Source organism: Paenibacillus aquistagni (assembly GCF_900177815.1).
Taxonomy (GTDB): Bacteria; Bacillota; Bacilli; order Paenibacillales; family Paenibacillaceae; genus Paenibacillus_B; species Paenibacillus_B aquistagni.
In genome coordinates, this window is sequence record NZ_FXAZ01000003.1 from 419,913 (window position 1) to 445,086 (window position 25,174).

General features: G+C 49.5%; 22 protein-coding genes and 1 riboswitch. Of the genes, 21 read left to right on the forward strand and 1 reads right to left on the reverse strand.

Features of this window, described 5'->3' with window-relative positions:
- The first annotated feature begins 157 nt into the window (after positions 1-157).
- From sdaAB to B9Y93_RS13305, 9 genes are all read left to right on the forward strand, one after another.
- Positions 158-820 carry an L-serine ammonia-lyase, iron-sulfur-dependent subunit beta gene (sdaAB, locus tag B9Y93_RS13260; protein ID WP_085494891.1) on the forward strand — a complete coding sequence of 221 codons (663 nt, stop codon included), beginning with the start codon at positions 158-160 and terminating at the stop codon, positions 818-820.
- A 181-nt stretch (positions 821-1,001) separates the two neighbouring features.
- Positions 1,002-1,901: an L-serine ammonia-lyase, iron-sulfur-dependent, subunit alpha gene (gene sdaAA / locus B9Y93_RS13265; protein ID WP_085494892.1), complete on the forward strand. Its 900-nt coding sequence runs from the start codon at positions 1,002-1,004 to the stop codon at positions 1,899-1,901.
- Between the two features lie 436 nt (positions 1,902-2,337).
- Positions 2,338-3,417: a type 2 isopentenyl-diphosphate Delta-isomerase gene (gene fni, locus B9Y93_RS13275; RefSeq protein WP_244903398.1), complete on the forward strand. Its 1,080-nt coding sequence runs from the start codon at positions 2,338-2,340 to the stop codon at positions 3,415-3,417.
- A gap of 226 nt (positions 3,418-3,643) precedes the next feature.
- Positions 3,644-4,207: an ECF-type riboflavin transporter substrate-binding protein gene (locus tag B9Y93_RS13280; protein ID WP_085494894.1), complete on the forward strand. Its 564-nt coding sequence runs from the start codon at positions 3,644-3,646 to the stop codon at positions 4,205-4,207.
- Between the two features lie 49 nt (positions 4,208-4,256).
- A complete protein-coding gene (locus B9Y93_RS13285; RefSeq protein ID WP_085494895.1) occupies positions 4,257-5,966 on the forward strand; it encodes an ABC transporter ATP-binding protein in 1,710 nt (569 codons plus the stop codon).
- The gene (locus B9Y93_RS13290; RefSeq protein WP_085494896.1) at positions 5,963-6,793 is read left to right on the forward strand and encodes an energy-coupling factor transporter transmembrane component T family protein; all 831 of its coding nucleotides are present in this window, start codon (positions 5,963-5,965) and stop codon (positions 6,791-6,793) included. Before B9Y93_RS13285 ends, B9Y93_RS13290 begins: the two co-directional genes overlap by 4 nt.
- 172 nt (positions 6,794-6,965) lie before the next feature.
- Positions 6,966-8,705 carry a methyl-accepting chemotaxis protein gene (locus B9Y93_RS13295; protein WP_176228925.1) on the forward strand — a complete coding sequence of 580 codons (1,740 nt, stop codon included), beginning with the start codon at positions 6,966-6,968 and terminating at the stop codon, positions 8,703-8,705.
- 175 nt (positions 8,706-8,880) lie between these two features.
- Entirely contained in the window at positions 8,881-10,239 is a 1,359-nt protein-coding gene (locus B9Y93_RS13300) for a sodium-dependent transporter (protein WP_085494898.1), read from the forward strand.
- A 243-nt stretch (positions 10,240-10,482) separates the two neighbouring features.
- Positions 10,483-11,685, forward strand: coding sequence for a hypothetical protein (locus tag B9Y93_RS13305; protein WP_085494899.1), 1,203 nt, complete (start codon positions 10,483-10,485; stop codon positions 11,683-11,685).
- A gap of 192 nt (positions 11,686-11,877) precedes the next feature.
- On the opposite strand, the gene B9Y93_RS24575 is transcribed toward B9Y93_RS13305, so the two are convergent.
- Positions 11,878-12,021 carry a hypothetical protein gene (locus tag B9Y93_RS24575; protein ID WP_170936506.1) on the reverse strand — a complete coding sequence of 48 codons (144 nt, stop codon included), beginning with the start codon at positions 12,019-12,021 and terminating at the stop codon, positions 11,878-11,880.
- 406 nt (positions 12,022-12,427) lie between these two features.
- On the opposite strand from B9Y93_RS24575, the gene ychF reads away from it, so the two are divergent.
- The 12 genes from ychF (at position 12,428) to wecB (ending at position 25,140) form a co-directional block, all read left to right on the forward strand.
- Positions 12,428-13,528, forward strand: coding sequence for a redox-regulated ATPase YchF (gene ychF, locus B9Y93_RS13310; RefSeq protein WP_085494900.1), 1,101 nt, complete (start codon positions 12,428-12,430; stop codon positions 13,526-13,528).
- 218 nt (positions 13,529-13,746) lie between these two features.
- Positions 13,747-14,820 (forward strand): peptide chain release factor 1, encoded by a 1,074-nt coding sequence (gene prfA / locus B9Y93_RS13315; protein WP_085494901.1) that lies wholly within the window; start codon positions 13,747-13,749, stop codon positions 14,818-14,820.
- A complete protein-coding gene (gene prmC / locus B9Y93_RS13320) occupies positions 14,820-15,737 on the forward strand; it encodes a peptide chain release factor N(5)-glutamine methyltransferase (RefSeq protein WP_085494902.1) in 918 nt (305 codons plus the stop codon). Before prfA ends, prmC begins: the two co-directional genes overlap by 1 nt.
- A gap of 177 nt (positions 15,738-15,914) precedes the next feature.
- Positions 15,915-16,652, forward strand: coding sequence for a stage II sporulation protein R (gene spoIIR, locus B9Y93_RS13325; protein WP_085494903.1), 738 nt, complete (start codon positions 15,915-15,917; stop codon positions 16,650-16,652).
- A gap of 384 nt (positions 16,653-17,036) precedes the next feature.
- Complete coding sequence (locus B9Y93_RS13330; protein WP_085494904.1) at positions 17,037-18,218, forward strand: L-threonylcarbamoyladenylate synthase; 1,182 nt, start codon at positions 17,037-17,039, stop codon at positions 18,216-18,218.
- Between the two features lie 77 nt (positions 18,219-18,295).
- A complete protein-coding gene (locus B9Y93_RS13335) occupies positions 18,296-18,856 on the forward strand; it encodes a manganese efflux pump MntP (protein WP_425320341.1) in 561 nt (186 codons plus the stop codon).
- Positions 18,857-19,063: 207 nt separating this feature from the next.
- Positions 19,064-19,645 (forward strand): low molecular weight protein arginine phosphatase, encoded by a 582-nt coding sequence (locus tag B9Y93_RS13340; RefSeq protein WP_085494906.1) that lies wholly within the window; start codon positions 19,064-19,066, stop codon positions 19,643-19,645.
- A gap of 51 nt (positions 19,646-19,696) precedes the next feature.
- A riboswitch (ZMP/ZTP riboswitch) is annotated at positions 19,697-19,776 on the forward strand.
- 242 nt (positions 19,777-20,018) lie between these two features.
- Positions 20,019-20,465, forward strand: coding sequence for a ribose 5-phosphate isomerase B (gene rpiB, locus B9Y93_RS13345; protein WP_085494907.1), 447 nt, complete (start codon positions 20,019-20,021; stop codon positions 20,463-20,465).
- 79 nt (positions 20,466-20,544) lie between these two features.
- The gene (locus B9Y93_RS13350) at positions 20,545-21,132 is read left to right on the forward strand and encodes a TIGR01440 family protein (protein ID WP_085495153.1); all 588 of its coding nucleotides are present in this window, start codon (positions 20,545-20,547) and stop codon (positions 21,130-21,132) included.
- Positions 21,133-21,247: 115 nt separating this feature from the next.
- Positions 21,248-22,498, forward strand: coding sequence for a serine hydroxymethyltransferase (locus B9Y93_RS13355; protein ID WP_085494908.1), 1,251 nt, complete (start codon positions 21,248-21,250; stop codon positions 22,496-22,498).
- 567 nt (positions 22,499-23,065) lie between these two features.
- Positions 23,066-23,695, forward strand: coding sequence for a uracil phosphoribosyltransferase (upp, locus tag B9Y93_RS13360; RefSeq protein ID WP_085494909.1), 630 nt, complete (start codon positions 23,066-23,068; stop codon positions 23,693-23,695).
- A 290-nt stretch (positions 23,696-23,985) separates the two neighbouring features.
- Entirely contained in the window at positions 23,986-25,140 is a 1,155-nt protein-coding gene (gene wecB / locus B9Y93_RS13365) for a non-hydrolyzing UDP-N-acetylglucosamine 2-epimerase (protein WP_085494910.1), read from the forward strand.
- Positions 25,141-25,174: the final 34 nt, after the last annotated feature.

A 25,174-nucleotide genomic window follows, 5' to 3' on the forward strand; every position in this document is an offset into this window, starting at 1 on the left:
TTCTGCATGAAAATAGGTGGTTGGAGTCTTGACTTTCCTTCAATTATTTCGCATGCTTTACTTAAAAATGTCTTTGGTAAGTGGACAGTTTCTAGCGTACAATAGGTAAGAATGAGCGAAGCTGTTGTGGAATATTAAGGGATGGGGGCGTAAGCGGATGAAGTACCGCAGTGTATTCGATATTATTGGGCCGATTATGGTGGGACCCTCAAGCTCGCATACCGCAGGCGCGGCGAAGATCGGTCGTCTTGCACGCAGCATTTTTGGGCGACAGCCAAAAAAGGTGCATATTTCACTGTATGGATCGTTTGCTGAGACGTATAAAGGACATGCGACAGATGTTGCCTTGATCGCAGGGATTTTGGATTACGACACGAATGATCCAAGGTTGCCGGAAGCGCCTAAGTATGCTGAAGAAGCGGGCGTTGAGATTGAGATTACGACGGAAGAAGCTGTGCCTGAGCATCCGAACACCGCTCGTATTCGCATGATGGATGGCGCCGATGAGATGGAGGTAGTAGGCATCTCTATTGGCGGAGGCAAGGTGGAGATCGCTGAATTGAACGGCTTTCAACTGAATCTGTCGGGACAGAGTCCAGCCATCTTGGTCGTCAATCACGACCGCTATGGGGTTATCGCTAGCGTAACGGAGATTCTTAGCAAACAAAGAGTGAACATTGGCAATATGCGCGTATCCCGCAAGGAAAAAGGAAAGATGGCGCTGATGGTCATTGAGACCGATGATATCATGGATGAATCGATTTTGTCCCAGATTCGGGTGCTTCCAGGGGTAGAGCGTGTGCTTCGTATGGAAGACTAAGATTAATGCCTAATATCGTGCTGTTAAGCTCGTATTGAGTAGCTTAAGGGCACAGAAGAAGGGCGTAAATGGTGCAGAAGACGAATGGGCAGCTATAATGGCTGAATGTATATCTTGTTTATAGACGTTCAACATGATGATGGTGGAACTAAAGGTCGTGAGTAAAGGAGGGAGCGCTTACATGTTTCGAAATGTTGCAGAACTCGTGGCGCTTGCAGAGCAGCAGTCCTGTTCAATTGCTGAGATTATGGTGGAACAGGAAGTTCGGGTTACAGGCAGAACCCGTGAGCAGATAAGGGAGCAGATGGGGCGGAATCTGGATGTGATGGAGCAGGCCGTTGAACGCGGCCTCCAAGGCGTTCAATCTCATTCTGGCCTAACCGGCGGCGATGCGGTGAAGCTGAATCAATATATTGCTCAAGGCAAGGGATTGAGCGGGGATACTATCCTGGATGCTGTAAGCAAGGCTGTTGCCACGAATGAGGTCAATGCCGCGATGGGAATGATCTGCGCGACACCTACAGCGGGGTCAGCAGGCGTCGTGCCAGGCGCGCTGTTTGGACTAAAGGATAAGCTCAATCCGACGCGCGAACAGATGATTGACTATTTGTTCACCTCAGGAGCCTTTGGCTTCGTGGTGGCCAATAATGCATCGATCAGTGGAGCAGCAGGCGGCTGCCAAGCTGAAGTCGGATCAGCAGCAGGGATGGCAGCTGCTGCAATTGTTGCGCTGGCGGGAGGAACACCGCAGCAATCCGCCCATGCAATGGCTATCGCGCTCAAGAATTTGCTTGGCCTTGTGTGTGATCCGGTAGCTGGCCTTGTTGAAGTGCCATGCGTGAAACGCAATGCGATGGGAGCTGCGGTTGCTATGGTCGCAGCAGATATGGCGCTTGCCGGCATAACAAGCACTATTCCGTGTGACGAAGTAATTGAGGCCATGTTCCGTATTGGCCAGACGATGCCTACTGCTCTGCGGGAAACGGCGCTCGGAGGCTTGGCTGCAACACCGACAGGCAAGCGGCTTAAGGAAGAGATCTTTGGCAAGCAGCAGAACCCTTCTCCTTCATCCAAAGGATAGCTAGAACGGGATATGGGAAGCGCAGCATTTTCGGGAGAGTTGTATTCAGCAATAGGATTTGGCAATAGGAAAGCTATCTGAGAAATCATCTATAGATAGCCTCCTTCTTCAATGGATTAACTTCCATTGGCGAGGGAGGCTTTTTTGATGCCCGCCTATCTTCTGGACAAAACCATCATTTTGTTGGCTGATGTGGAGCTTGCATTACGATCTTGGAGCTGAACCAGATACAGGGCAGACACGATGAGAGCCAGATATTCTTGTTCAACATCCTGCTACGATTTGGACAAACTATGCTTCATATCACAGGCAATCCTATGATATGCTATGCTGAGATTAATTACATGCTGTTAACCATCATTTACATACAACGAATGGTCAGCATTGTCCGATGGAGAGACGAAGACACTGACTGACAAGGAAAGGAGAGACAAGATTGCCGCAGCATGAAGAGAATGCTTCAATAAAGCATGATGCCAGTCATCAAGCGAATCAGACTGAGCGCAGGAAAGCAGACCATATACGGATCTGCTTAGAAGAAACGGTACAGGCATCAGGCGTGACGACTGGACTTGAACGGTATCGTTTCGTGCATCAGGCTTTGCCTGAGTTGAATTTTGATGATATCGACCTTAACACCTCATGGTTTGGTATTCCTGTGGACACTCCTTTTCTCATCAGCTCTATGACGGGGGGCAGTGAGGGCACAGACCGGATTAACTTGCGTCTTGCTGCAATTGCAGAGGAGCGAGGCTGGGCAATGGGAGTTGGCTCGGTAAGAGCAGCTGTTGAGAATCCAGCGCTGATATCTACATTCAAGCTGAGGCATGTTGCACCTACGATTCCCTTGTTCGCCAATATCGGAGCTGTACAGCTGAATATGGGCATGGGGGTCAATGAATGCGAGAAGGCAGTTGAGATCGTAGAAGCCAATGCGCTGATTCTGCATTTGAATGCGCTGCAAGAAGTGTTCCAGCCAGAAGGCGATGTGGACTTTAGCGAGCTCCTGTTCAAGATCGAGGAAGTATGCCGGAAGCTGTCGGTGCCAGTTGGCGTGAAGGAAGTAGGCTGGGGGATCGCAGAAGATACCGCTCGCCAGCTGTCGGATGCAGGCGTATCTTTTATCGATGTGGCGGGAGCAGGGGGCACCTCTTGGAGCCAGGTTGAAAAGTTCCGCAGCCATCAAGCTGTGCAGCGTCGGGCGGCAGAGGCATTTGCCGATTGGGGGATTCCAACTGCTGACAGTGTGCTGGCTGTTGGCAGCGCGCTGCCAGAGATGAAGGTAGTGGCAAGCGGGGGGATCCGACATGGTGTTGATGCGGCCAAGGCGATTGCGCTTGGTGCGGATGCAGTCGGCTTCGGACGTTCACTGCTGCAAGCGGCTATCTCTTCGGAAGAAGAAGTGAATGAAGTGCTGATGCAAGTCGAGCTTGAGCTTCGCATTGCCATGTTCGGCATCGGCGCGAGAACCATTTCTGATCTGCAGCGCAGCAAAAGACTCGTGAAAATACAATGATTAGGTTAAAGAAGCTGTGAAATTGCAGCTTCATTTTTTGAATAAATCCTCATTAAATTGGTATGAAAACCATGATTTTATGCTAGTTATAGTAGAAACCGCTTTATTTTAAGTAAATATGTAAAATAAAACCTGTATCCATAGTATGGAAAAACGATTATATTATCTGTATATTATAATCCAAACCATGCTTTAATGTTCGGGTTTGTAGGGGGGAGTAGAAACAATGTCACAATCTAAATTCAACTTTACGACGAAGACCGTTGTTGCGATCGGTATCGGAGCAGCCTTATATGGCCTTCTTGGAAGTATATCGATTCCTGTATTTACGCAGACGGCATTGCGTCCAGCCATTGCTATTTTGACGATATTTGGCGCAATGTTCGGTCCAGTAGTGGGCCTATTAAGCGGTGCCATCGGTCATATCATTACAGACCTGATCTGGGGTGGGGGCACAATCTGGTGGACTTGGGTTGCAGGGTCCGCAATCTCGGGTCTTGGCATGGGCCTCGTCTTCATGAAGTCATCCTTCCATGTCAATGAAGGCCGTGCGGCTAAGGCTGATCTGTGGTTTTTGGGCATCGTGGGCTCATTAGCAATGGCGATCGGATATGGATTTTCCAGTGTCTTGGACATTTATTTATACGGAGAGCCGCCAGTGAAGATGTTCGCACAGTTCTTGTGGGCAACCGGAGCGAATGTCATTGTGCATCTCGTGCTTGGCGTTCCAGCTGTAGCGGGCTTGATCAGCCGCAACCGCAAAAATTCGAATCTCACAGTGTTAAAATAAGCGATTGTGCGCAAGTACAGCAAGGCAGACAGGAGCGATGATAAGCCACATGACTGAACCGATTATTTCTTTTAAAAATTTCTCCTTCCAATATCGCAGCTTGTCTGAGCCTACGCTGAAGGACATCAATCTGGATATTTTTCCTGGAGAAAAGATCCTGATTGCTGGCCCGAGCGGCTCAGGAAAGTCAACCCTAGCCCATTGTATAAATGGGCTAATTCCTTTTACGTATACAGGAACGATAAGCGGAGAGTACCAGCTGAAAGGGAAGCGACCGGACGAGCTTAGTATATTTGAGATCAGCCGTACCGTGGGCACGATTCTTCAAGATCAAGATGGGCAATTTATTGGATTGTCCGTCGGTGAAGATGTTGCCTTTGCCTATGAAAATGAATGCATGCCCACGTCTGATATGAAAGCGCGCGTAGAGTCCGCGCTTGGCGTCGTGGACATGCTGCCTTATATGGAGCACAGTCCTCATGATTTGTCCGGAGGGCAGAAGCAGCGCGTCTCGCTAGCAGGCGTGCTGTCCATGGATGTGGATGTGCTGCTCTTTGACGAGCCGCTTGCAAATCTTGATCCAGCGAGCGGCAAGCATGCGATGGAACTGATGGAGGAACTGCATCAGCAGCATAAGCAGACGATGATCATTATTGAGCATCGCGTAGAGGATGTGCTGGAGCAGCCTATCGATCGTATCATAGTGATGTCAGAAGGGCGTATTGCAGCCGTCGGCACTCCCGATGAGCTGCTTGCTTCCTCCGTCATGCATGAGCATGGGCTGCGCGAGCCGCTTTATATCTCGGCATTGAAGTATGCAGGGGTTCGCTTTCAGGCTGAAGATCATCCTTCTAAGCTTACCGAACTTAGCCGCCGTGCGGATGTTCAGGAGAAGCTGAGAACGTGGCTTGATGATGGCGATCGCGGCATGAACATTGAGACCGCGGCACCGCTTGTTTCGATGAAGCAGGTACGCTTCTCTTATGATGGTGAAGAGGATGTTATTCAAGGCCTGTCTTTGGATATCGGCCAAGGGGAGCGAATAGCGCTGCTCGGCAACAATGGCGCAGGCAAGTCGACGCTGTCGCATTTGCTGACCGGCATTGTGAAGCCTAGCGCTGGCGAGATCTATTTCCGTGATGAACGGATCAATAAGTGGTCCATTCGACGTCGTGGCAAGCATATCGGTTATGTGATGCAGAATCCGAACCATATGATTACCCAGCAGATGATTAAGGATGAGATTGCGCTTGGACTTCGAATGAAGGGGCTGCCTACAGATGTCGTACAGGAGAAAGTGGAAGAGACGCTGCGCATCTGCGGCTTGTATGGATACAGAGACTGGCCGATTACCGCGCTTAGCTATGGGCAAAAGAAGCGTGTAACGATCGCGTCCATTCTTGCCATGGAGCCGGAGCTTATGATTCTGGACGAACCGACTGCTGGACAGGACTATAAGCACTATACGGAATTTATGGACTTTATCGTGGACCTTGCTGATCGCGGCATGTCCTTCCTGTTCATTACTCACGATATGCATCTTGCGCTTGAATATACAGATCGTGCGTTTGTCCTTCATGATGGAGCCTGCATTGCCCAAGGCGAGACTTCGAATGTGCTTACGAATGTTGCAGCTATCCAACAGGCCAACTTGAAGGAGACTTCCTTGGGCGTGCTGGCTCGAGAGGCAGCTATTGATGCTCCTGAAGCCTTTGTGCGTCGATTTATTCAGCATGAAAGGAAGGGACGGCGCTCATGAGCAAGTCAGGTATGCTGTATGTAGACAAGGATACGCTGTTCCATCGCATGGACGGAGCGGCCAAGCTGATTGTTTTTGCCGTATGGACGGTGATCGTCTTCTTGTTTCAGGATTTGCGTGTATTTGTTCCCTTGTTTGCGATTGGCCTCATTTTATTATTTCTAGCACAAATTCCGTACAAACGGATTCGCCTTCTGGTGTGGATTATGGTCGTATTCAACTTGTTCAACTCGATCTTTACGCTTTTGATTACCCCATCCTACGGCAGTGAAGTGACCGGCACAGCAACCGTTGTGCTCGATTTGGGCTATAATGTGCTTACGCTGGAAACTTGTTTTTATGTGCTGACCTTGACGATGAAGTACATGTCGTTAATGCCGATCACGGTGCTGTTTATCTTTACGACGCACCCGACTCGCTTTGCGAGCAGCCTCAATCGCATCGGGGTGCCTTACAAGATTGCCTATGCGTTTAATATTGCATTTCGCTATGTGCCGGACCTGCAGACCGAATTCCGCAATATCTCCAATGCCATGCAGGCAAGAGGAATGGGCTTCGGCAAAGGTGAGGGAAGCATGCGAGATCGCGTAAAGCATTTTATTTCGATCGCGATCCCCTTGGTGCAATCTTCGCTTCATCGCATTGAGGTTGTCTCCAATGCCATGGATTTAAGAGGCTTTGGGCGGCATCAGAAGCGGACCTGGTATTCCGCTACGGCCTGGAGACGGGCCGATTATATAATCGCAGCACTAAGTGTGGTGGCTATTTTGGCCGCGATTGCGGTTAGACTAAGCGGCTTTGGGCGCTTTTGGTATCCTTTTTCATAAGGGAAGAAGTTGGGAGCCCGGCTTGAAGCTGTTTAAGCCTTCTGATTGGATGATAACATTGGTGTCAGTGTATGCTGGCACCTTTTTGTATCCCCATACATGTTCATCTGTTCACAAAAGGGGTATTGAGCAATAGGACCTAGAAATATGCAGCTTAGAAAGGATGACGGATATGAAACGATTACATAACAGCATTGATTACATCTTTCAGCGGTCAATCAAAACAAAATTCATCACGCTTATACTGATCCTAGCCTTCGGCTTTACCATTACGGGAATCGGCTCCTATATTCAATCCTCCAAGCTAATTGGCGGCGTAAATGAGCTGTACAACGAGCATATGCAGTCTGTCGTGCTGACAGAGAAGATGATGGTATCCTTTAAGCAGGCTTCTGTATTCTTAGAGCGCATCCTAGAAACGGATGATGCTTCTGCCGTACAGTGGCATATCGACGATTATCACAAACAGATGAGTGATGTGGATAAGAGCTATCAAGCTTTTGTGAATGAGCATGGCGGACAGAAGCAGGCGCTCGATGAATTGGGCCAAGCTATCGGCTCCTTCAAGACAGAAGCAGAGGCCGCGATTCAGGCGGTACAAGCGCATAATAAAGAGGCCGCGAAGAAAGGATATGACGAGCAGGGTCGCTCTTTAGAAAATATCGTTTTTCGTCAGATGGAGCAGCTAGAGAAGAACAACATGGAGCAGGCTTCTATCGTTCATGATCAGGTAACGAAGGATGCAGGCGGACGTCGGCTTATTATCATCGTCCTCTACATCGTCCTTCTTCTTCTAAGCGCTGGTGTGTCCTATGGCATCATGATCTCAATTGAGAAACCGATAGATTCCTTGCAAGCGTTGATGTCCAAGGCAGCGGCAGGTAATCTTACCGCCGAGAGCACACAATATATTCATCACGAGATGGGAAGAATATCGACAAGCTACAACGATATGCTGCAGGGTCTTCGCTCCTTAGTGCTTCACTTGAAGGATGCCGCGAATCAGCTGATTGAAGGCATCGGCAGCATTGCGGAATATACAGTCAAATCTCATGCCGCATCTGAAGCAACTGTCCAAACAATGCATCAGGCGGAAGAGGGGGCTGTAAAGCAGCAGCAGGCTACAGAAGAGTCAAGCCGCGCCATGGAAGAGATGGCAAGAGGGATTCAAGATATTGTGTATGCTTCGGGTTCTGTTATGGAGATTACCAATGAAGCAAGCGAGTTTACTGGACGTGGCTCCGAGCAGATGAAGCAGGCGATGAGTGAGATGGATCAGACCCATCATGCGGTGGAAGACGCTGTTACTAAGGTACGCCAGCTTCACGGCCACTCGAATTCGATTGGGAAAATGATCGTCATGATTCGCGAGATCAGCGCTCAGACGAGTCTGCTAGCCTTGAATGCCTCCATTGAAGCTGCACGCGCGGGCGAACATGGACGCGGATTCAGTGTAGTCGCGGAAGAAGTGCGCAAGCTGGCGGAGCAGTCGCATGATACCACACAGCATATGGAACAGCTCATTACACAGATTCAGCGAGATACGAATCAAACCGTAGATGTCATGACAGACGTACAGACGCATGTTCAGTCAGGACAACAATCGGTTGAAGCAGCAGGCGATGCTTTCTTGAAGCTGCATCAACGGATGAAGCATATCGTCGAGCAGATTGAGAGCGTATCGGCTTCCACAGAACAATTAAGCGCTGGCTCGGAAGAGGTTGCGGCATCCGCCGGAGAAGTATCGATGATCGCCTCGCAATCGGCTCAGGATATTCGCAACGTCGCGAAGCAGACGCAAGAGCAGCTCGATGCGATAAGTGTGATTTCCAATACAATGGATGAGCTGTATGAGCGTGTGTACAGCTTAGAGCAGTATGTGAATGAGTTCCAAATGGATGCGGCGAAGTGAGAGACTGGAAATGGTAATGATTTTTGGTAGGATGTAAATCACAGTAAGAAATTACCTTGGAACTTGATCCCCCATGTTGTTTAAAATGGGTGTTATATTTATGCGTCTAAAGTTATAAAGCGTCAATGAAGAGCAATCATAACATCAATACAACTGGGGAGTGTTTTGTAACATCATGTCTAGTCAGAAACCTAAGTCAAAGGCTTCAACAAGCACTTCAAGCGCAACGGAGCGCTTTAGTTCTGCTGGATTTATATTGGCGGCCATCGGAAGTTCTGTTGGACTCGGCAACATGTGGAAGTTTACCTATGAGACGGGAGCGCATGGCGGAGGCGCGTTCTTCCTGCTCTTCATCATTTGCATTTTGTTGGTTGGATTGCCCGTGCTGCTGGGAGAGCTTGCGATTGGCCGTGCTGGCCGCGGGGATGCGGTATATTCCTTTGCCAAGGTAACCGGCAAGAAATGGTGGGGGATCTTTGGCTTTGTCGGCGTGCTGGCCGCGTTTCTCATCATGACCTACTACAGCACGATTGCAGGCTGGACGCTGCATTATACGGTGCAATCCTTAACAGGAGAGCTGTATAAGAATCCAGATTATACAGCGACCTTCAGCGCATTCACAGGAAGCATGGCTCCTGTAGTATGGCAGATTGTCGTCATGCTGATTACGGGCTTTGTTATCGCCCGTGGCATATCGAGTGGGATTGAGCGATTTAATAAGATCGTGATTCCGGGCTTGCTCATTATTTTGGTCATTATGCTGGTTCGTACATTAACCCTTGACGGAGCCGCTGAAGGGGTTCGCTATTTCCTTTATCCGGACTTCTCCCAGCTTGACTTCAAGTCAGCGTTATCCGCGCTCGGACTTGCTTTTTTCTCTTTAACGCTTGGAATGGGCGCGATGCTCACTTACGGCGCTTATGTGGAGAAGCATCAATCGCTTCCTGCAGCAACTATTGCGGTTGGCGGAGGCGACTTGGCGTATGCGCTGATTGCAGGCTTGATCATTTTTCCTACGATCTTCACCTTTGGCATTCAGCCGGATGTTGGTCCAGGGCTCGTGTTCGTTGCACTGCCTGCAGCCTTTGCCTCCATGCCGCTTGGCAGCCTGTTCGGCGGGCTCTTCTTTATTTTGCTCGCGATTGCAGCTGTTACTTCCTGTCTTGCGCTGATTGAGGTGCCAGTAGCATTCGTGATGCGCAAATGGAAGCTGTCTCGGCCAAAAGCGACCATCTTTGTCGTACTCGCGATGTATGTCATTGCACTGCCTTGCACCTTGTCTTCAGGCGGTGTGTTGACCGATGTGCTTGTAGGCGGCAGAAACCTGTTTGATTGGGTAGACTTTATCACAATGAATATTATGCTTCCTCTGGGAGGCTTGTTCGTTACGATTGTGGCGGGTTATGTATGGAAGCATTCCGCGGAAGAGACAGGCCTTAAGGGCAGGACGCTTCGCGTGTGGGCCTTTATCATGCGATTTGCTGCTCCTGTTCTCATCATCTTGATCTTCTTGTCTTCGATCGGTCTGATCTAGCAGCCTTTCCCTATAAACATAGAAGCAACCCTAGCCATCCGGTCAGTAACAGCTAGGGTTGCTTCATGTTTATCAATAAAAAAGGGGAGAATGTCATGCTACTTACTATTCACCAACATACCGGCAGATGAAACATGCTCGTCGAAAACTTTTTGAATCGTATAGCGTACAACGTACATAGACATTATAATGGAAATTAAAACCACGCCAGCATGGCGCGAAAGCTGGAGGATCGATCGTATCATGGGCATAACGGATCGCATCGTCATGGAAGGTCATATCTACGCGGTGAATCTTCCAGAATTGTTTATGATTATGGAAAATGGAACAAAGGAACAGTCCTTAGAAGCGGCCAACGCATGCTTTGATGATCTAATGCTGGAAGAAGCAAGCGAGAGCAAGGCAACGTATTTGATTGAACCGCTGCTTGATATGCTGTTTGTTCGCGGCAAGTCTATCGCGAAGGCAGAGATTATGTGCAGAATGAATGGCTTAATCATACAAGACATTGCTGCGGTGCAGCGCAGCTATAGGGAGCCGTGCAGCTCCGTTGCGGGAGATAGCAGCATGAACCTGTGGGAGGATAAGCAATTATTCGGTGTTGCGCCGGTGTTTGCGGCACCGCATGTTCAATCCCACTGCCGGTTTCATGTATGGCGTGCTGCAGCCCTTGCCCGGATGGATCAACTCCTGATGCTGTTAGAAGAAGAGGAGACGGCTATTCAAGCCATCTACATGCTCCATCTGTTTCAGTGTCAGGACAAATCATTCGAAGATGCCCTGCTTGAAGTGACGCTCAATACGACATCATGGCTTGTGCGGGTAAATGGTCTCATGGCCTTGGCGGATCTAAGACGGCGTGTTAAGCGTCCTTATAAGCCGAACATTGGCTTTGGCCAGATACATACAGAGCCGCTCTATGAGGCGATGCGAGCGGTATGCGTCTGTCTTGTGGAAGGCACCAAGACAACTTCTCATTGGGAGGCGCTAATTCATGGCGTAGCCCTGCCGCGCATGGAGAAGCTCATATTCCCATGGATGGACGGCTCGCCTGCTGCGTGCTGTGCCCAAGCGGCACGACTTGCCATGGAGGAAAAAGAGTGGCAGCAGCAGAAGCGGGCAGCGTGGTGGCAAAGCTGCTTGGATCAAACGGTGCGATTTCATGATTTGAGGTCACGGATGGTGACGTTTGAATTTGAACAAACCGAGCTTAAGCTGGATGAGGAATGCTTGCAGTGGACATGGAACAGCCCGATGCTCGTTGCGGACAATATGCTGATGTCGCTGTTTGGCGATTATGAGCAGGATCGGATTGGAGCCTTCAGAGAGCAAAGCCATGAGGTGTGCGAAGCGTTGAGAGTCATTGTGGAGCATGCGATAGAAGTGCCCCATGCGACGAGATATGGCATGAGGCATCTGCTGCATCCTGTGCATTATACGCGCTAAATAAATAGCGCATCCTAATCGTGCGTTATGTCTTCATGTTGATGTGCCGAATAGGCATGTGAAGACGACGGTTGAGCTATTATAGCTAACTTGGCCCGCCTTTTGACCGCTCATCGTTCTAAACGCTTCTTCTACGAAGTGGCGAGTGATTCACAAATCGCGTCATGTCTCACGAGATGAGCTTACGGACGGTTAATCCGTCTTCTTTTTTTGCTGTTGAAAGGGAACGGCTGTCTTCGCTTGCTCCAAGGTATCATTTACGAAGGCCATATCTTGGTTCTTCGCTTTCATATTGGTGGTTCCCGCATAATTGCCCTTGTGTGTTTTATTTTCCATGGAACATCATCCTTTCTGCTTAAGAAGATTCATGGTGAGTGGGGATTCGTTCCTAGTGTGAGGATTATGGACAAGAACTATGCTTCGGCACACATGGCGGCTGAAATTACCTATTGTTCCTTAGGCTATATAACGACAATAAGGGACATCTTCTGCTATAATGAAAGAGAAGAGAACAGATAAAACAGGATCTAGGCTTAAAAATCTAGTCAGCGGCTAGGTTTTTTTCATGTTGTTGGTTATAATGAGTAAGGAATTTTATTCGGTATTATTTTTTTTAATGCTCGGACACGTCTGGTTACGTTGTTCATAATGATGGCTTATCACTGGAGCGGTTCGTCGGGACGCGCTCTATTCATGGGTATAACCACTTGTAGGAGATCAACTAAGGGAGATGGATTGAGACATGGCACTTAAAGCAGGTATCGTCGGTTTGCCGAACGTAGGCAAATCCACACTATTCAACGCAATTACACAAGCAGGAGCGGAATCCGCCAACTACCCGTTCTGTACAATTGACCCGAATGTCGGCGTAGTTGAAGTTCCCGATGAGCGTTTAAATAAACTGACAGAGCTTGTAACGCCAAACCGCACGGTTCCTACGGCTTTTGAATTCGTGGATATCGCAGGTCTTGTGCGCGGTGCAAGCAAAGGCGAAGGGCTTGGCAACAAGTTTTTGGCTCATATTCGTGAAGTGGACGCGATTGTGCATGTGGTCCGCTGCTTTGAAGATGAGAATATCACGCACGTTGACGGTAAAATCGACCCGATCAGCGATATTCAAACCATTAATCTTGAGCTGATTCTAGCGGATCTAGAATCGGTTGAGAAGCGTCTTGATCGCACGAAGAAAAATATGAAGAGCGGCGATAAGAAATATGCAGCAGAGGCAGCCGTGCTTGAGAAGCTGAAGGAAGCCCTCTATAACGATATGCCAGTGCGCAGCGTAGAGCTGAGCGACGATGAAAAGGTATTGATTCGCGAGCTGCATCTGCTCACAATTAAGCCTGTATTGTACGCAGCTAATGTTAGTGAGGATGAAGTATCCTCTGCGGACAGCAATCCATATGTATTGAAGGTAAAGGAATTTGCGGCTGAAGAAGGCGCAGAAGTAGTGCCGATTAGTGCAAAAGTAGAAGCTGAGATTGCGGAGCTTGAAGGGGAAGACCGCGATATGTTCTTGGAAGAGCTCGGCTTGGAGGAATCCGGTCTGAACCGCTTGATCAAGGCTGCTTATCGCTTGCTGGGATTGTACACGTACTTCACAGCTGGCGTGCAGGAAGTGCGTGCTTGGACGATTCGCAAGGGGATGAAGGCGCCTCAAGCGGCAGGCGTGATTCACACGGACTTCGAACGAGGCTTTATTCGCGCCGAGGTAGTATCCTATGACGATCTAGTCGCAGCAGGCACGATGGGCGTAGCTAGAGAGCAAGGCAAGCTAAGACTCGAAGGCAAGGAATACGTGGTGAACGACGGCGATGTGATGCATTTTAGATTCAACGTCTAGCAAGGGAGCTGGGCTGGCATCTTCATGTGTGGCATGAGCGATGCATGGAGAGCTTGAACCATGTCTTGCTGCTGGTTGAATCAAGGCCTGAATGAAGGTGAAGCTGCTGCATCGACAGGCAGCAGCTTAACTTCGTTGTGAGCCTCTAAATATCGAGGTGCGATAGAAAGCACCTCCTGCACGATAACACGTACTATAGATGGAGAGGTGAACGGATCATGATGGATCGTTTGCAAGCGCTGGCTGATCGATACGAGAAGCTGAGCGAGTTGTTGTGTGACCCGGACGTAGCGAATGATACGAAGAAGCTTCGTGATTATTCCAAGGAGCAGTCCGATCTACAAGAGGCGTACGAAACGTATATGGAGATGAAGACGGTCACAAGTGAATTGGATGCGGCAAAGATGATGCTGCAGGAGAAGCTTGATGATGAGATGCGCGAGATGGTGAAGATGGAGATTGACGATCTTACCTTGCGCAAGCAGGATCTGGAGGAGCGCGTTCGTATTTTGCTGCTGCCTAAGGACCCTAATGACGATAAGAACGTGATCGTTGAGATTCGTGGGGCAGCAGGTGGAGATGAAGCGGCTCTGTTTGCATCGGATCTATATCGCATGTACAACCGTTATGCGGATATGCAGGGCTGGCGCACTGAGCTTCTTGAAGCGAATATCAGCGATCTTGGCGGCTTCAAGGAAGTGATCTTCATGATCAGCGGCAAAGGCGCTTACAGCAAAATGAAGTATGAGAGCGGCGCTCATCGCGTGCAGCGCATTCCAGCTACAGAATCTGGCGGACGCATCCATACATCAACCTCCACAGTGGCTGTTATGCCTGAGATTGACGACTTTGAAGTTGAGATCATGGACAAAGATATCCGTGTCGATACGTTCTGTTCCTCTGGTGCAGGCGGTCAGTCTGTTAATACAACGAAATCCGCGGTGCGCGTGACTCATATTCCGACGGGTATCGTCGCAACCTGTCAGGACGGCAAGTCGCAAAATGACAATAAAGCGAAGGCGCTTCAAGTATTGCGCTCTCGCATCTATGATATTAAGCGCCAAGAAGAAGAAGCAAAATATGCGGGTGAGCGCAAGAGCAAGGTCGGTACGGGTGATCGCAGTGAACGCATTCGTACGTACAACTTTCCGCAAAGCCGTGTGACGGATCATCGCATTGGCCTTACCCTCCATAAGCTTGATTATGTGATGAACGGAGAGCTTGAGGAGATCATTCAAGCTCTCACGCTCACGGAGCAGGCAGAGCTGTTGGAGAAGGAGAATCAAGTGTAATGCCAACCACGGATCGCAGCGGTACTGTTGAACCGTTCCGTCTTGCATGGCCGCTTACCATAAGAGAAGCCTGGACACAGGCTTCTTCTTATTTGTCTGGAAGCGGTGTGGAAGATGGTGCTCATCATGCGGAGCTCCTGCTTAGGCATGTTCTGAACTGGGACCGGGCAGTCTATCTGCTGCACCTTCCTGATACCTTCCCTGAGCATGGTGCATCCGCTTATGAGGAAGCTGTTCAGAGACGTTCAACGGGAGAACCTACACAGTATATTATGGGAGAAGCTTACTTCTATGGCCGAAGATTTGCGGTATCCTCGTCGGTGCTGATTCCTCGTCCGGAGACGGAATTGCTGGTCGAGGCCGTGCTGGAAGAAGCCGATCGAATCTGGCCGCTAAGGGAATCCGCCATAACGGCTGCCGATATTGGAACAGGCAGCGGCGCGATAGCATGCACCTTGGCTGCTGAACGGCCTGAGTGGAAGCTGATCGGAGTCGATTTATCTCCGGATGCGCTTCGTGTTGCTCAGTCCAATGCGTGGGCACTTCGCATAGCGGAATCGATAGAATGGCTGGAGGGAGATTTGCTTTGTCCTTTGGAAGGCCGCAGCATTGATATTCTGGTATCGAATCCACCCTATATTCCGGAGGCGGACATGGAGGGGCTGCAGCGAGAGGTGCGGGACTTTGAGCCCCATCTTGCACTTGTAGGCGGTCAAGACGGCCTTGATCCCTATCGTCGGATGATCGGCATGATGAATGAATGGGAGAGGCTTCCTTCCATTCTTGCCTTTGAGCTTGGCCAAGGACAAGCGCAGGATGTTGCCCGTTTGATTAAGGAGCAGGGCAGCTGGCCGCATATCCGAATCGTAAAGGACCTGGCAGGTATTGATAGACATGTGCTAGGCATGAGAGATTGAGCGTAAGCCCTTGTGTAGATCACAGGGGCTTATTTTGGCATTACGCATTTCTACCTGACGATTCTCAGGATGTTTGCTGTATATCCATTTTTCATAGATTAATAGGTTTAGCTTGTGAGAGCCTCGGACATAATGATGGCTAAGAGGCGCGCCCAACCTCACAAGGAGTTACCTATCATGCAAATTCATAAATGGATGAACATGGTGCTGCTGAGCATCATTGTTGCAGCAGCAGTGATGAGTTGGGATCATACAACAGCATATGCAATGGAATCAACGGCAAAGAATTCAGATGCAAAGGTGCAAAAAAGCATTCCTGAGGACGCGATTCGCCTTCGTATTCTAGCACATTCAGATGCTGAAGACGATCAGGCAGTCAAACGAAAAGTGCGCGACCAAATCGTGCTTAACATCAATACATGGCTCGGCGAGCAGGCTCAGCCAGCGACTAGAGCAGAAGCAAGAGCGTTCATTGAAGCTCATCTGGAAGAGCTGCAGGAGACTGCAAGAGAAGTGGTGGAGCAAGAAGGCATGGATTACAGTGTTAAGGCAGAGCTCAAGGTAGTCCCGTTTCCAGCAAAGCTGTACGGTGGCGAAGTTTATCCAGCTGGCGACTATGAGACCTTGCGTATTACGCTGGGCGAAGGTTCAGGCCAGAACTGGTGGTGCGTGCTGTTCCCGCCGCTCTGCTTCGTGGATGGCAGTGAAGGAACGGCAACCGCTGCTGAACAGAATGCTGATCAAAAGAGTGCTGCTGATCAGAGTCAGGCAAGTGATGCTTCAGGCGAGCAAGCTCATGATCAAACCTCCAATCAAGATGCTGCTGAGCAAAAAGAAGTTCGATTTTTCTTGTTTGATATGCTGGCAGCCATCTTTCAATGGGTGATGGAGATGATTCATGCCTTGTTCGGCTAGACCAAGCGTGATGACTGTTGATAGATTGCAAGTATGATAAGGCCATATGAAAAAGGACGTCATGAGAGCAAATAACAAAAGCAAAGGTATTATCGAAGATTTAGCCATAATCGTGTATAATTTATAATGATAAACGAACGGTAAAAGATGTCGTGAGGTTGAAACGGCATCTTTTTTTACCATAATAGATCTATACGTTTCGTCATAGACGGAACCAGCATCCTATATGGCGATAAACCTGCATCTAAACGCAGTCGCGCCTCTGTGATTGGCTTCGATTGAGGTCACCTCACCATATGATAGGATAATTATAATGAAGGTTTGCAGCCGATAGGATAGTCTAATGTATATAACCTTTAACCTTTGAAGTAGGACGGATGGTTCATGGATAACAATTATAGTTCGGATCGATGTAAAAAGGATCAGCCTCCTCTCCACACGAAAATGTGGGTGATGGAGCAGCAAACTCAAGAAGAACAGCAAGCCGCTATTCAGGAGGCGGCCGATCTGCTGCACGATGGATGCACGGTCGCTTTTCCGACAGAGACGGTATATGGCCTTGGTGCTGATGCCACGTCTACAGCAGCAGTTGAGCGTATCTTTGCTGCGAAAGGCCGTCCCTCTGATAACCCGCTTATCGTTCACATTGCAGAACGCAAGCAGGTAAAGGAGCTGGTCGCAGATTGTCCATTTCTCGCCGAGCAGCTCATGGATGCATGTTGGCCAGGGCCGCTAACGCTTGTGCTTCCTGTTCGGGAGGGAGCCGTCTCCAATCGAGTCACGACAGGACTTGGCACTGTAGGCATTCGCATGCCTGATCATGCCCTTGCCTTGCAGCTCATTCAAGCATCGGGCAGACCGATTGCCGCACCAAGTGCCAACCGCTCAGGCCGGCCAAGCCCAACACGCGCTGCTCATGTGCTTGAGGATCTCGGAGGGCGGATTGCGGGCATTGTTGATGGGGGCGCGACTGGCGTAGGGGTAGAATCGACGGTTGTTGAGGTGAAAGGTGATCATATCCATGTGCTGCGTCCAGGCGGGATAACGGTATCTATGCTGAGGTCATTTACGCCGAATGTAACGATTGACCCCGCGGTTGATCCAGAGCGGGCGTTGTCGAAGTTGATGCAATCTCAATCACCCGAACCTGCTGCGTCAAAAGAACCCGATCAGACCGCCATGCTTGCTCCGCGTTCGCCGGGAATGAAATATACTCATTATGCCCCAAAGGGGAAGCTGCAACTTGTACAGGGAGCCTCGGACATCGCGGTCTCCGCTTATATCTTAGAGGATCTTCGTCGTGCCAAGCAGCAAGGCGAGAAGACAGGCGTGCTTGCCTTTGCGGAGCATGTGGGCAGGTATCAAGCCGATGTAGTGGTGGAACTCGGAAGCTTGACGCAGCTTGAGCAAGGAGCACATCGCTTATATGATGCGCTTCGTCATTTTGATGAGGAGGGAGCCACCTATATTTTAGCTGAGACCTGCAGCTACGAAGGGATGGGGCTTGCTCTAATGAATCGTTTGCTTAAGGCTGCAGGTCATCACGTTATTGTCATAGCCGATTGATGAGAGCCGAGCTCTTCATGTCATGAAACACCTCTTGTCCGCATACTTTCAGATAGATGCATGGACAAGGGGAGAGTGTGATGACGGGATCAATCCCCATGGGGGAATGGCTGACGGTAATGGTAATGGCGGTTGCATTGGGCTTTGATGCATTCTCGTTGTGCCTTGGCTTAGGCATGCGCAAGCTGAATCGTTGGTATATGGTTCGCATCAGCCTCTTGATTGCCTGCTTTCATATGCTGCTGCCGATCATTGGCATGCAAGCGGGCTTCTTTATGAGCTCTCTGCTCGGTCAGATTACAATTATTGCAGCAGGCGGCTTGCTGCTCTTGCTGGGCGGTCACATGATTTACAATGCCTTTAAGGTTGAACCGCAGGAATGGAGAGCGATGGAGAGCATCGCCGGCAGCTTGCTTTTTACTTTGAGCGTAAGCGTCGACTCCTTTTCAGTAGGAATCTCGCTTGGTATGTTTCATTCCAACCTGTTGTTCACGATATTAGCCTTTGGCCTATGCGGCGGCCTTATGTCTACGATAGGCATGATCTTAGGGAAATACGCGGGTTCAAAAATTGGAGAATATGGAGAAGCGGTAGGAGGAGCGATATTGTTTACCTTTGGCTTGATGTTTATTTTCTAGACCAGTATGCTCGAATTGTGAAGGCAATGACATCAACTGAGCTTGCCGCAGTCATGCGGGCTGCAGCAGAGGGATGAGCATTCAGCTAAGAGATGGGAGCATAATCCTTATCATCAGCAAAGAATATCATTCGCCAGAACGCAGGAACATTAGAACGCTAGAACGGAACGCTAGAACGGATCAAGAGAGATGTGAGGAGGGGATAGCATGACAAACATCTTATTTGTGTGTACAGGCAATACCTGCCGGAGTCCAATGGCAGAGTCGATGCTAAGACATATGGCCAAGTCCCGAGGTGTAACGATCGAGGTGCAATCCGCAGGCGTGTCCGCATGGGATGGAACACCGATGTCGCAGCATGCCAAAGAGGTGCTTGAACAGCGCAAGATGAGCAATGAGCAATTCCGCTCGCATGCCCTGACTGGACAAGCTGTGGCGTGGGCTGATCTTGTGCTGACGCTTACCCTTGGGCATAAGCAGCATGTGCTGCAGCGCTTCCCTGAAGCAGCGGACAAGACATTTACGTTGAAGGAATATGTCCATCAAGACGGCGATCAGCGCAATGTGCAAGGGGCGCTGAATGCATTGGTAACGGAGCTTCAGCTTAAGCTTGCTCTTGGCGACCAGCCGACGACCGAAGAGATGGAGCAGCTGAATTACTTGCAAAGCCAGCTCCCGGATATGGACATTGGCGATCCATTCGGCGGCTCGCTCTTGCATTATGAGCAGACAGCAAGTGAGATTGCGCAGGCGTTGGATCAGCTCCTGCACAGACTTTCAGAAAAATAGAAAAACAGTTGATTTCTTTCATGAAATACGATATGATTCAGCTAAATCACAAGACTCTAGTGTAACTGGCGACGAGAGTGGGATACCACGATGGAGCACTAGAGATACGGCCGGTCGCCTGGGCAGAAGAGCAAGGTATGCATGACGCATGCTGTGCTCTTTTTTCTTTATCTCTCCTTTTTTTGAATAGATGCTGCGCTTGTAAGGAAGCGGGGGAATCATTTCCTTGTCGATTCCGCCATTTTTTCATCAAATTAGCTATAATAGAACTATCTAATGGGACATGGGAGCCGCAGGAGTGAACGTGCTTACTGCGAGGTGCTTCGCATGTCGCAGATGCTTATAGCCGAATCAAGGTAGGGGGAATGGATCCGTGTTAATTGCAATAGGTGCAGATCACGCTGGAGTAAGATTGAAAGAAGATATTATTGCGGTGATACAAGAAATGGGCCATGAGGTGACGGATCAAGGTTGTCACTGCAACGATTCCGTAGATTATCCAGATTATGCTCTTCCAGTGGCAAAGCTGGTTGCGGAAGGAAAGGCAGACCGGGGGATTCTCATCTGCGGTACAGGCATCGGCATGTCGATTGCGGCCAACAAAGTCCACGGCGTTCGCTGTGCGCTTGTACATGATTTGTTCTCTGCTCAGGCGACACGAGAGCATAACGACACGAATGTGCTTGCACTTGGCGAGCGAGTTGTAGGCCCAGGCCTTGCGCAGGAGATTGTGCGCACTTGGCTGACGACGCCGTTTAGCGAAGGTGAACGTCATGTAGGTCGATTAAACAAGCTGAAGCAGATCGAAGAATCGCTGTAAGGAGACAGATCCTGCCACGACTGCCACGATGCTGGTCGCAATAAGGGCAGGAAGAATCGTGTAGGAAAGGGTTGGTATGATGACACAGCCATGGATCGAAACGGTTCGTGAGCAGGCTGCACAAGCCGCAGAGGCAATAGGGCAGGCTGCCAAGCTTAAACAAGGGCAAGTGGTTGTCATTGGCTGCAGCACGAGCGAAGTGCTGGGGGAACGCATCGGAACAGCTGGAACGCTTGAGGTGGCGGAAGCGCTTTTTGATGGGCTGCAACGATTAAGCCTCGATTATGGAGTGCATCTGGCTTTCCAATGCTGCGAGCATCTGAATCGCGCATTGGTCGTGGAGCGTGCTTGCTGCGACAAGTTTGGATGGACGGAGGTCAGTGCCGTCCCCGTGCCAAGAGCCGGCGGCTCTATGGCTGCTTGTGCCTATCAGAAGCTTCAGGATGCTTGTCTTGTCGAGGAGATCACTGCACATGCAGGCATCGACATTGGGGAAACGCTGATTGGCATGCATTTGAAGAGAGTGGCAATTCCGCTTCGCACGTCAGTGAAGGGGATCGGCCATGCTCATGTCGCCATGGCGGCGACAAGACCGAAGCTCATTGGCGGTGCCCGTGCGGTGTATGAGGCGCCTGTCATAGAGGACAGCTCTGCGAACTGCAAGTAAGGATGCTGGAACTGCTAAGCATGATTGGCAGTCCGATGATGTCTTATCGACGAATGCCAAAGCATTCCGATTTGAATAAATAACAATAACGATTACCGGGGAGGACGAAATGTCTATGGTTGATCATTTGAGACAGCAGGACCCAGAAGTATTGGAAGCGATGAATCTTGAGCTTCAGCGTCAGCGTCACAACATTGAGCTTATTGCATCCGAGAACATTGTTAGCGAAGCAGTTATGGAGGCCATGGGCACCGTTCTAACGAACAAATATGCAGAAGGCTATCCAGGACGCCGTTATTATGGCGGCTGCGAGCATGTTGATATCGTGGAAGATTTGGCTCGCGATCGTGCAAAGGAATTGTTTGGTGCAGAGCATGTCAATGTTCAGCCGCATTCTGGTGCTCAAGCGAACATGGCGGTATATCTTGCTGCTCTGAAGCCTGGAGACACCGTGCTTGGCATGAATTTGGCTCATGGCGGTCACTTGACACATGGAAGTCCGGTTAATGCTTCGGGCCTCTTGTACAATTTCGTTGCTTACGGTGTAAAGGAAGATACATTCCGCATCGACTATGATGATGTTCGCAAGGCTGCATTCAAGCATCGTCCGAAGATGATCGTTGCGGGTGCCAGCGCGTACCCTCGCGTTATCGATTTTGAAGCGCTCGCTAGCATTGCGAATGATGTAGGTGCATTGTTCATGGTTGATATGGCCCATATCGCAGGACTCGTTGCAGCAGGGCTCCATCCAAGCCCAGTTCCGCATGCCCACTTTGTTACGACAACGACGCACAAGACGCTTCGCGGTCCGCGCGGCGGGATGATTCTCTGTCGCAAGGCTTGGGCGCAGGCCATTGACAAAGCGGTCTTCCCTGGTACGCAAGGCGGCCCACTGATGCATGTTATCGCATCTAAGGCGGTAGCGCTGGGAGAGGCGCTTCAGCCTTCCTTCAAGGCTTACGCTGAGCAGGTTGTCAAGAACGCGCAGGTATTGGCTGAATCGTTGATGGCTCAAGGGCTTAACTTGGTATCTGACGGTACAGACAATCACTTGGTGCTGATTGATACCCGCAACATTAACATCACAGGTAAAGATGCAGAGAAGGTGCTTGATGAGGTAGGCATCACGGTTAACAAGAATGCGATTCCATTTGATCCAACAAGCCCATTCGTTACAAGCGGCATCCGCATCGGTACCCCTGCAGCGACTTCTCGCGGCATGGATGAAGCGGCGATGGTGAAGATCGGCGAGATCATTGCCCTCACGCTCAAAAACCCTACGGATGAAGCGGTGCTGAGCAAAGCGCGTACGATGGTGCGTGAACTGACGGATCAATATCCGCTTTACCCTGAGCTGAAGTACTAATCAGCGGCTTGTTTCAGACAGATGATGATAGATGACTAGCTATAGGCCTCTCTGGTTGGAGAGGCCTTCTTGCATGTGTGCAGGATGCTTGCCTATCCATGTCCGAACAAATAAGAACGTATGCTATGAGGCGGTTAGTGCCTGTGATGAACAAAAAGTGAACATTTTCCCTTTCGAAATTTTTTGTGAACGGACTCATGTTTTTCATATGGTTGCCGATAATAAAGCATGATTTCCCTGTCTTTGTCCTGTTAATAAACTGCATACCTACGCTCAGATTACAAAAACAGCAGGATGGGGCTCATTCTGAATTCGTTGGGCACTCTCTATTGAAGAAGGGAAAGCCTAAGTTGTTTGAGGAATGAATAACCAGTAGAAGAAATGCTTTCAATTTAAAAGTATAGTTTTTTACATTTCTTCTAAAAACATTTTATGGATAAAATGTTTTCCATGATCCGGTTAATGTGCAGTTTAGCACAAGGGATGTTATAATAGGGGCTGTTTCAGTGAACGACAACACACAACATATGAGTCAGCAAAGAGTATAAAGCGGAGGGACAATTTTTTATGAGCAAACTGATCATTTGCGATCACCCATTGATTCAACACAAAACCACCTTGATTCGGGACAAGCGCACAAGCACAAAAGATTTCCGTGAGCTTGTTGATGAAGTGGCTACCTTGATGGCTTACGAGATTACACGCGAGCTGCGCCTTGAGGCTATTGAAGTGGAAACTCCTGTAGCGAAGACACAGTCCAATATCATCGCAGGACGCATGCTGGGCTTGATCCCGATCCTTCGTGCAGGCCTTGGCATGGTCGAAGGCATCGTGAAGCTGATCCCAGGCGCTAAGATTGGCCACGTCGGCTTGTTCCGTGACCCAGAGACCCTGCAGCCAGTAGAATACTACACGAAGCTGCCAACCGATGTTCAAGAGCGTGAGTTGATCGTGATTGACCCAATGCTTGCAACAGGCGGCTCTGCTATTGCTGCTATCGATGTTCTGAAGAAACGCGATTGCACGCGAATCAAGCTGATGTGCTTGATTGCTGCTCCTGAAGGCGTAAAGGCTGTGCAGGAAGCACATCCGGATGTAGATATTTATCTTGCTGCTCTTGATGAGAAGCTTGACGACCATGGATACATTATTCCTGGACTTGGCGATGCCGGAGATCGTCTGTTCGGAACAAAGTAATTCATCCTGGGAAGCATTCTGCTGTAGGGGTGGAGGGAGATTGATCTTTCTCTACCCTAGTGGAATGTTCTTATCATCGCTCTCTTCGTGCCTTCATGCCATGAAAGCAAGATGCAAAGCCGTTGAGCGTTGGTATTCTTTTCTTTGAAATATGCTGTCGAGTCATGCTTAAGCTGGTCAACCTACATATGGCATGTCGCTAGAAGACAGCCACACATCTGTAGTGAAGGCCGTCCTTGATTGTAGGGATGGCCTGTTAGAGTAGATATTGATAGAATGGGGGCATTTCTGTGAGCAAATTAAAAGTTATGACGGTATTCGGCGTACGCCCGGAGGCAATCAAGATGGCACCGCTCATCCTCGAACTGGAAAAGCACCCTGAGCAAATCGAATCCATCGTGTGCGTAACCGCTCAGCACCGTCAAATGCTGGACCAAGTCCTAGATGTATTCAACATCAAGCCGGATTATGACCTTGATATTATGCAGCAGCGCCAAACGCTAAATGATATTTCGATTCGCGTGCTGGGAGGCTTAGAGCCTGTTCTGCGTGAGGCGAAGCCAGATATCGTGCTTGTTCACGGGGACACGCTGACCACGTTCCTCGCAAGCTATGCTGCGTTCCTGCAGCAAATCAAGGTCGGACATGTCGAAGCAGGTCTTCGCACATGGAACAAGATGTCTCCCTATCCAGAAGAAATGAATCGTCAGCTGACAGGTGTGATTGCTGATCTTCATTTTTCACCGACGAATTGGTCTGCTGACAACTTGAGAAAAGAAAATAAATCGGAGTCATCGATATATGTCACAGGCAACACAGTCACAGATGTGTTTCAATATACGGTACGACCTGATTATACCCATGAGGTGCTCGATTGGGCACAAGGTAAGCGCCTGATTCTAATGACGGCTCATCGCCGCGAATCTCAAGGGGAGCCGCACCGCAACATCTTCCGGGCTGTACGACGCATTGCTGACGAGTTTGAGGACGTTGCGATCGTGTACCCGGTACATCCTAGTCCGGCCGTTCGTGAGCCTGCTCATGAGATGCTTGGCGACCATCCTCGTATTAAATTGATTGAACCGCTTGATGTGGTAGATCTTCACAACTTCTATCCGCATACTCATTTAATCTTGACAGATTCTGGCGGACTTCAAGAGGAGGCACCATCCTTTGGCATTCCGGTGCTTGTGCTTCGTGACACCACTGAACGTCCAGAAGGCATTGATGCAGGAACATTAGAATTAGTCGGAACGGATGAAGCTCGTATTTATGAGCACGCGAAGATCCTTTTAACCGATGAAAGCGTCTATTCGAAAATGAGCAAGGCTGCGAACCCTTATGGGGACGGAAAAGCGTCGGAACGCATTGTCAGTGCGATACTTCACAGCTTCGGTATAAAAAAGGAAAAACCGTCCAGTTTTCACACAATGTTCACAAATTAATTAACTCTATGCTTGTAAGTTAAAGCCTCACAGT

Bases quoted from the DNA above. Each gene is read 5' to 3' on its own strand.
- B9Y93_RS13355 (WP_085494908.1), top strand. From the start codon at position 21,248: ATGGTTGATCATTTGAGACAGCAGGACCCAGAAGTATTGGAAGCGATG.
- B9Y93_RS13295 (WP_176228925.1), top strand. From the start codon at position 6,966: ATGAAACGATTACATAACAGCATTGATTACATCTTTCAGCGGTCAATC.
- B9Y93_RS13330 (WP_085494904.1), top strand. From the start codon at position 17,037: ATGGATAACAATTATAGTTCGGATCGATGTAAAAAGGATCAGCCTCCT.
- spoIIR (WP_085494903.1), top strand. From the start codon at position 15,915: ATGCAAATTCATAAATGGATGAACATGGTGCTGCTGAGCATCATTGTT.
- ychF (WP_085494900.1), top strand. From the start codon at position 12,428: ATGGCACTTAAAGCAGGTATCGTCGGTTTGCCGAACGTAGGCAAATCC.
- prmC (WP_085494902.1), top strand. From the start codon at position 14,820: ATGCCAACCACGGATCGCAGCGGTACTGTTGAACCGTTCCGTCTTGCA.
- B9Y93_RS13350 (WP_085495153.1), top strand. From the start codon at position 20,545: ATGACACAGCCATGGATCGAAACGGTTCGTGAGCAGGCTGCACAAGCC.
- sdaAA (WP_085494892.1), top strand. From the start codon at position 1,002: ATGTTTCGAAATGTTGCAGAACTCGTGGCGCTTGCAGAGCAGCAGTCC.
- B9Y93_RS13285 (WP_085494895.1), top strand. From the start codon at position 4,257: ATGACTGAACCGATTATTTCTTTTAAAAATTTCTCCTTCCAATATCGC.
- prfA (WP_085494901.1), top strand. From the start codon at position 13,747: ATGATGGATCGTTTGCAAGCGCTGGCTGATCGATACGAGAAGCTGAGC.
- sdaAB (WP_085494891.1), top strand. From the start codon at position 158: ATGAAGTACCGCAGTGTATTCGATATTATTGGGCCGATTATGGTGGGA.
- B9Y93_RS13340 (WP_085494906.1), top strand. From the start codon at position 19,064: ATGACAAACATCTTATTTGTGTGTACAGGCAATACCTGCCGGAGTCCA.
- B9Y93_RS13300 (WP_085494898.1), top strand. From the start codon at position 8,881: ATGTCTAGTCAGAAACCTAAGTCAAAGGCTTCAACAAGCACTTCAAGC.
- upp (WP_085494909.1), top strand. From the start codon at position 23,066: ATGAGCAAACTGATCATTTGCGATCACCCATTGATTCAACACAAAACC.
- B9Y93_RS13280 (WP_085494894.1), top strand. From the start codon at position 3,644: ATGTCACAATCTAAATTCAACTTTACGACGAAGACCGTTGTTGCGATC.
- B9Y93_RS24575 (WP_170936506.1), bottom strand. From the start codon at position 12,021: ATGGAAAATAAAACACACAAGGGCAATTATGCGGGAACCACCAATATG.
- B9Y93_RS13305 (WP_085494899.1), top strand. From the start codon at position 10,483: ATGGGCATAACGGATCGCATCGTCATGGAAGGTCATATCTACGCGGTG.
- B9Y93_RS13290 (WP_085494896.1), top strand. From the start codon at position 5,963: ATGAGCAAGTCAGGTATGCTGTATGTAGACAAGGATACGCTGTTCCAT.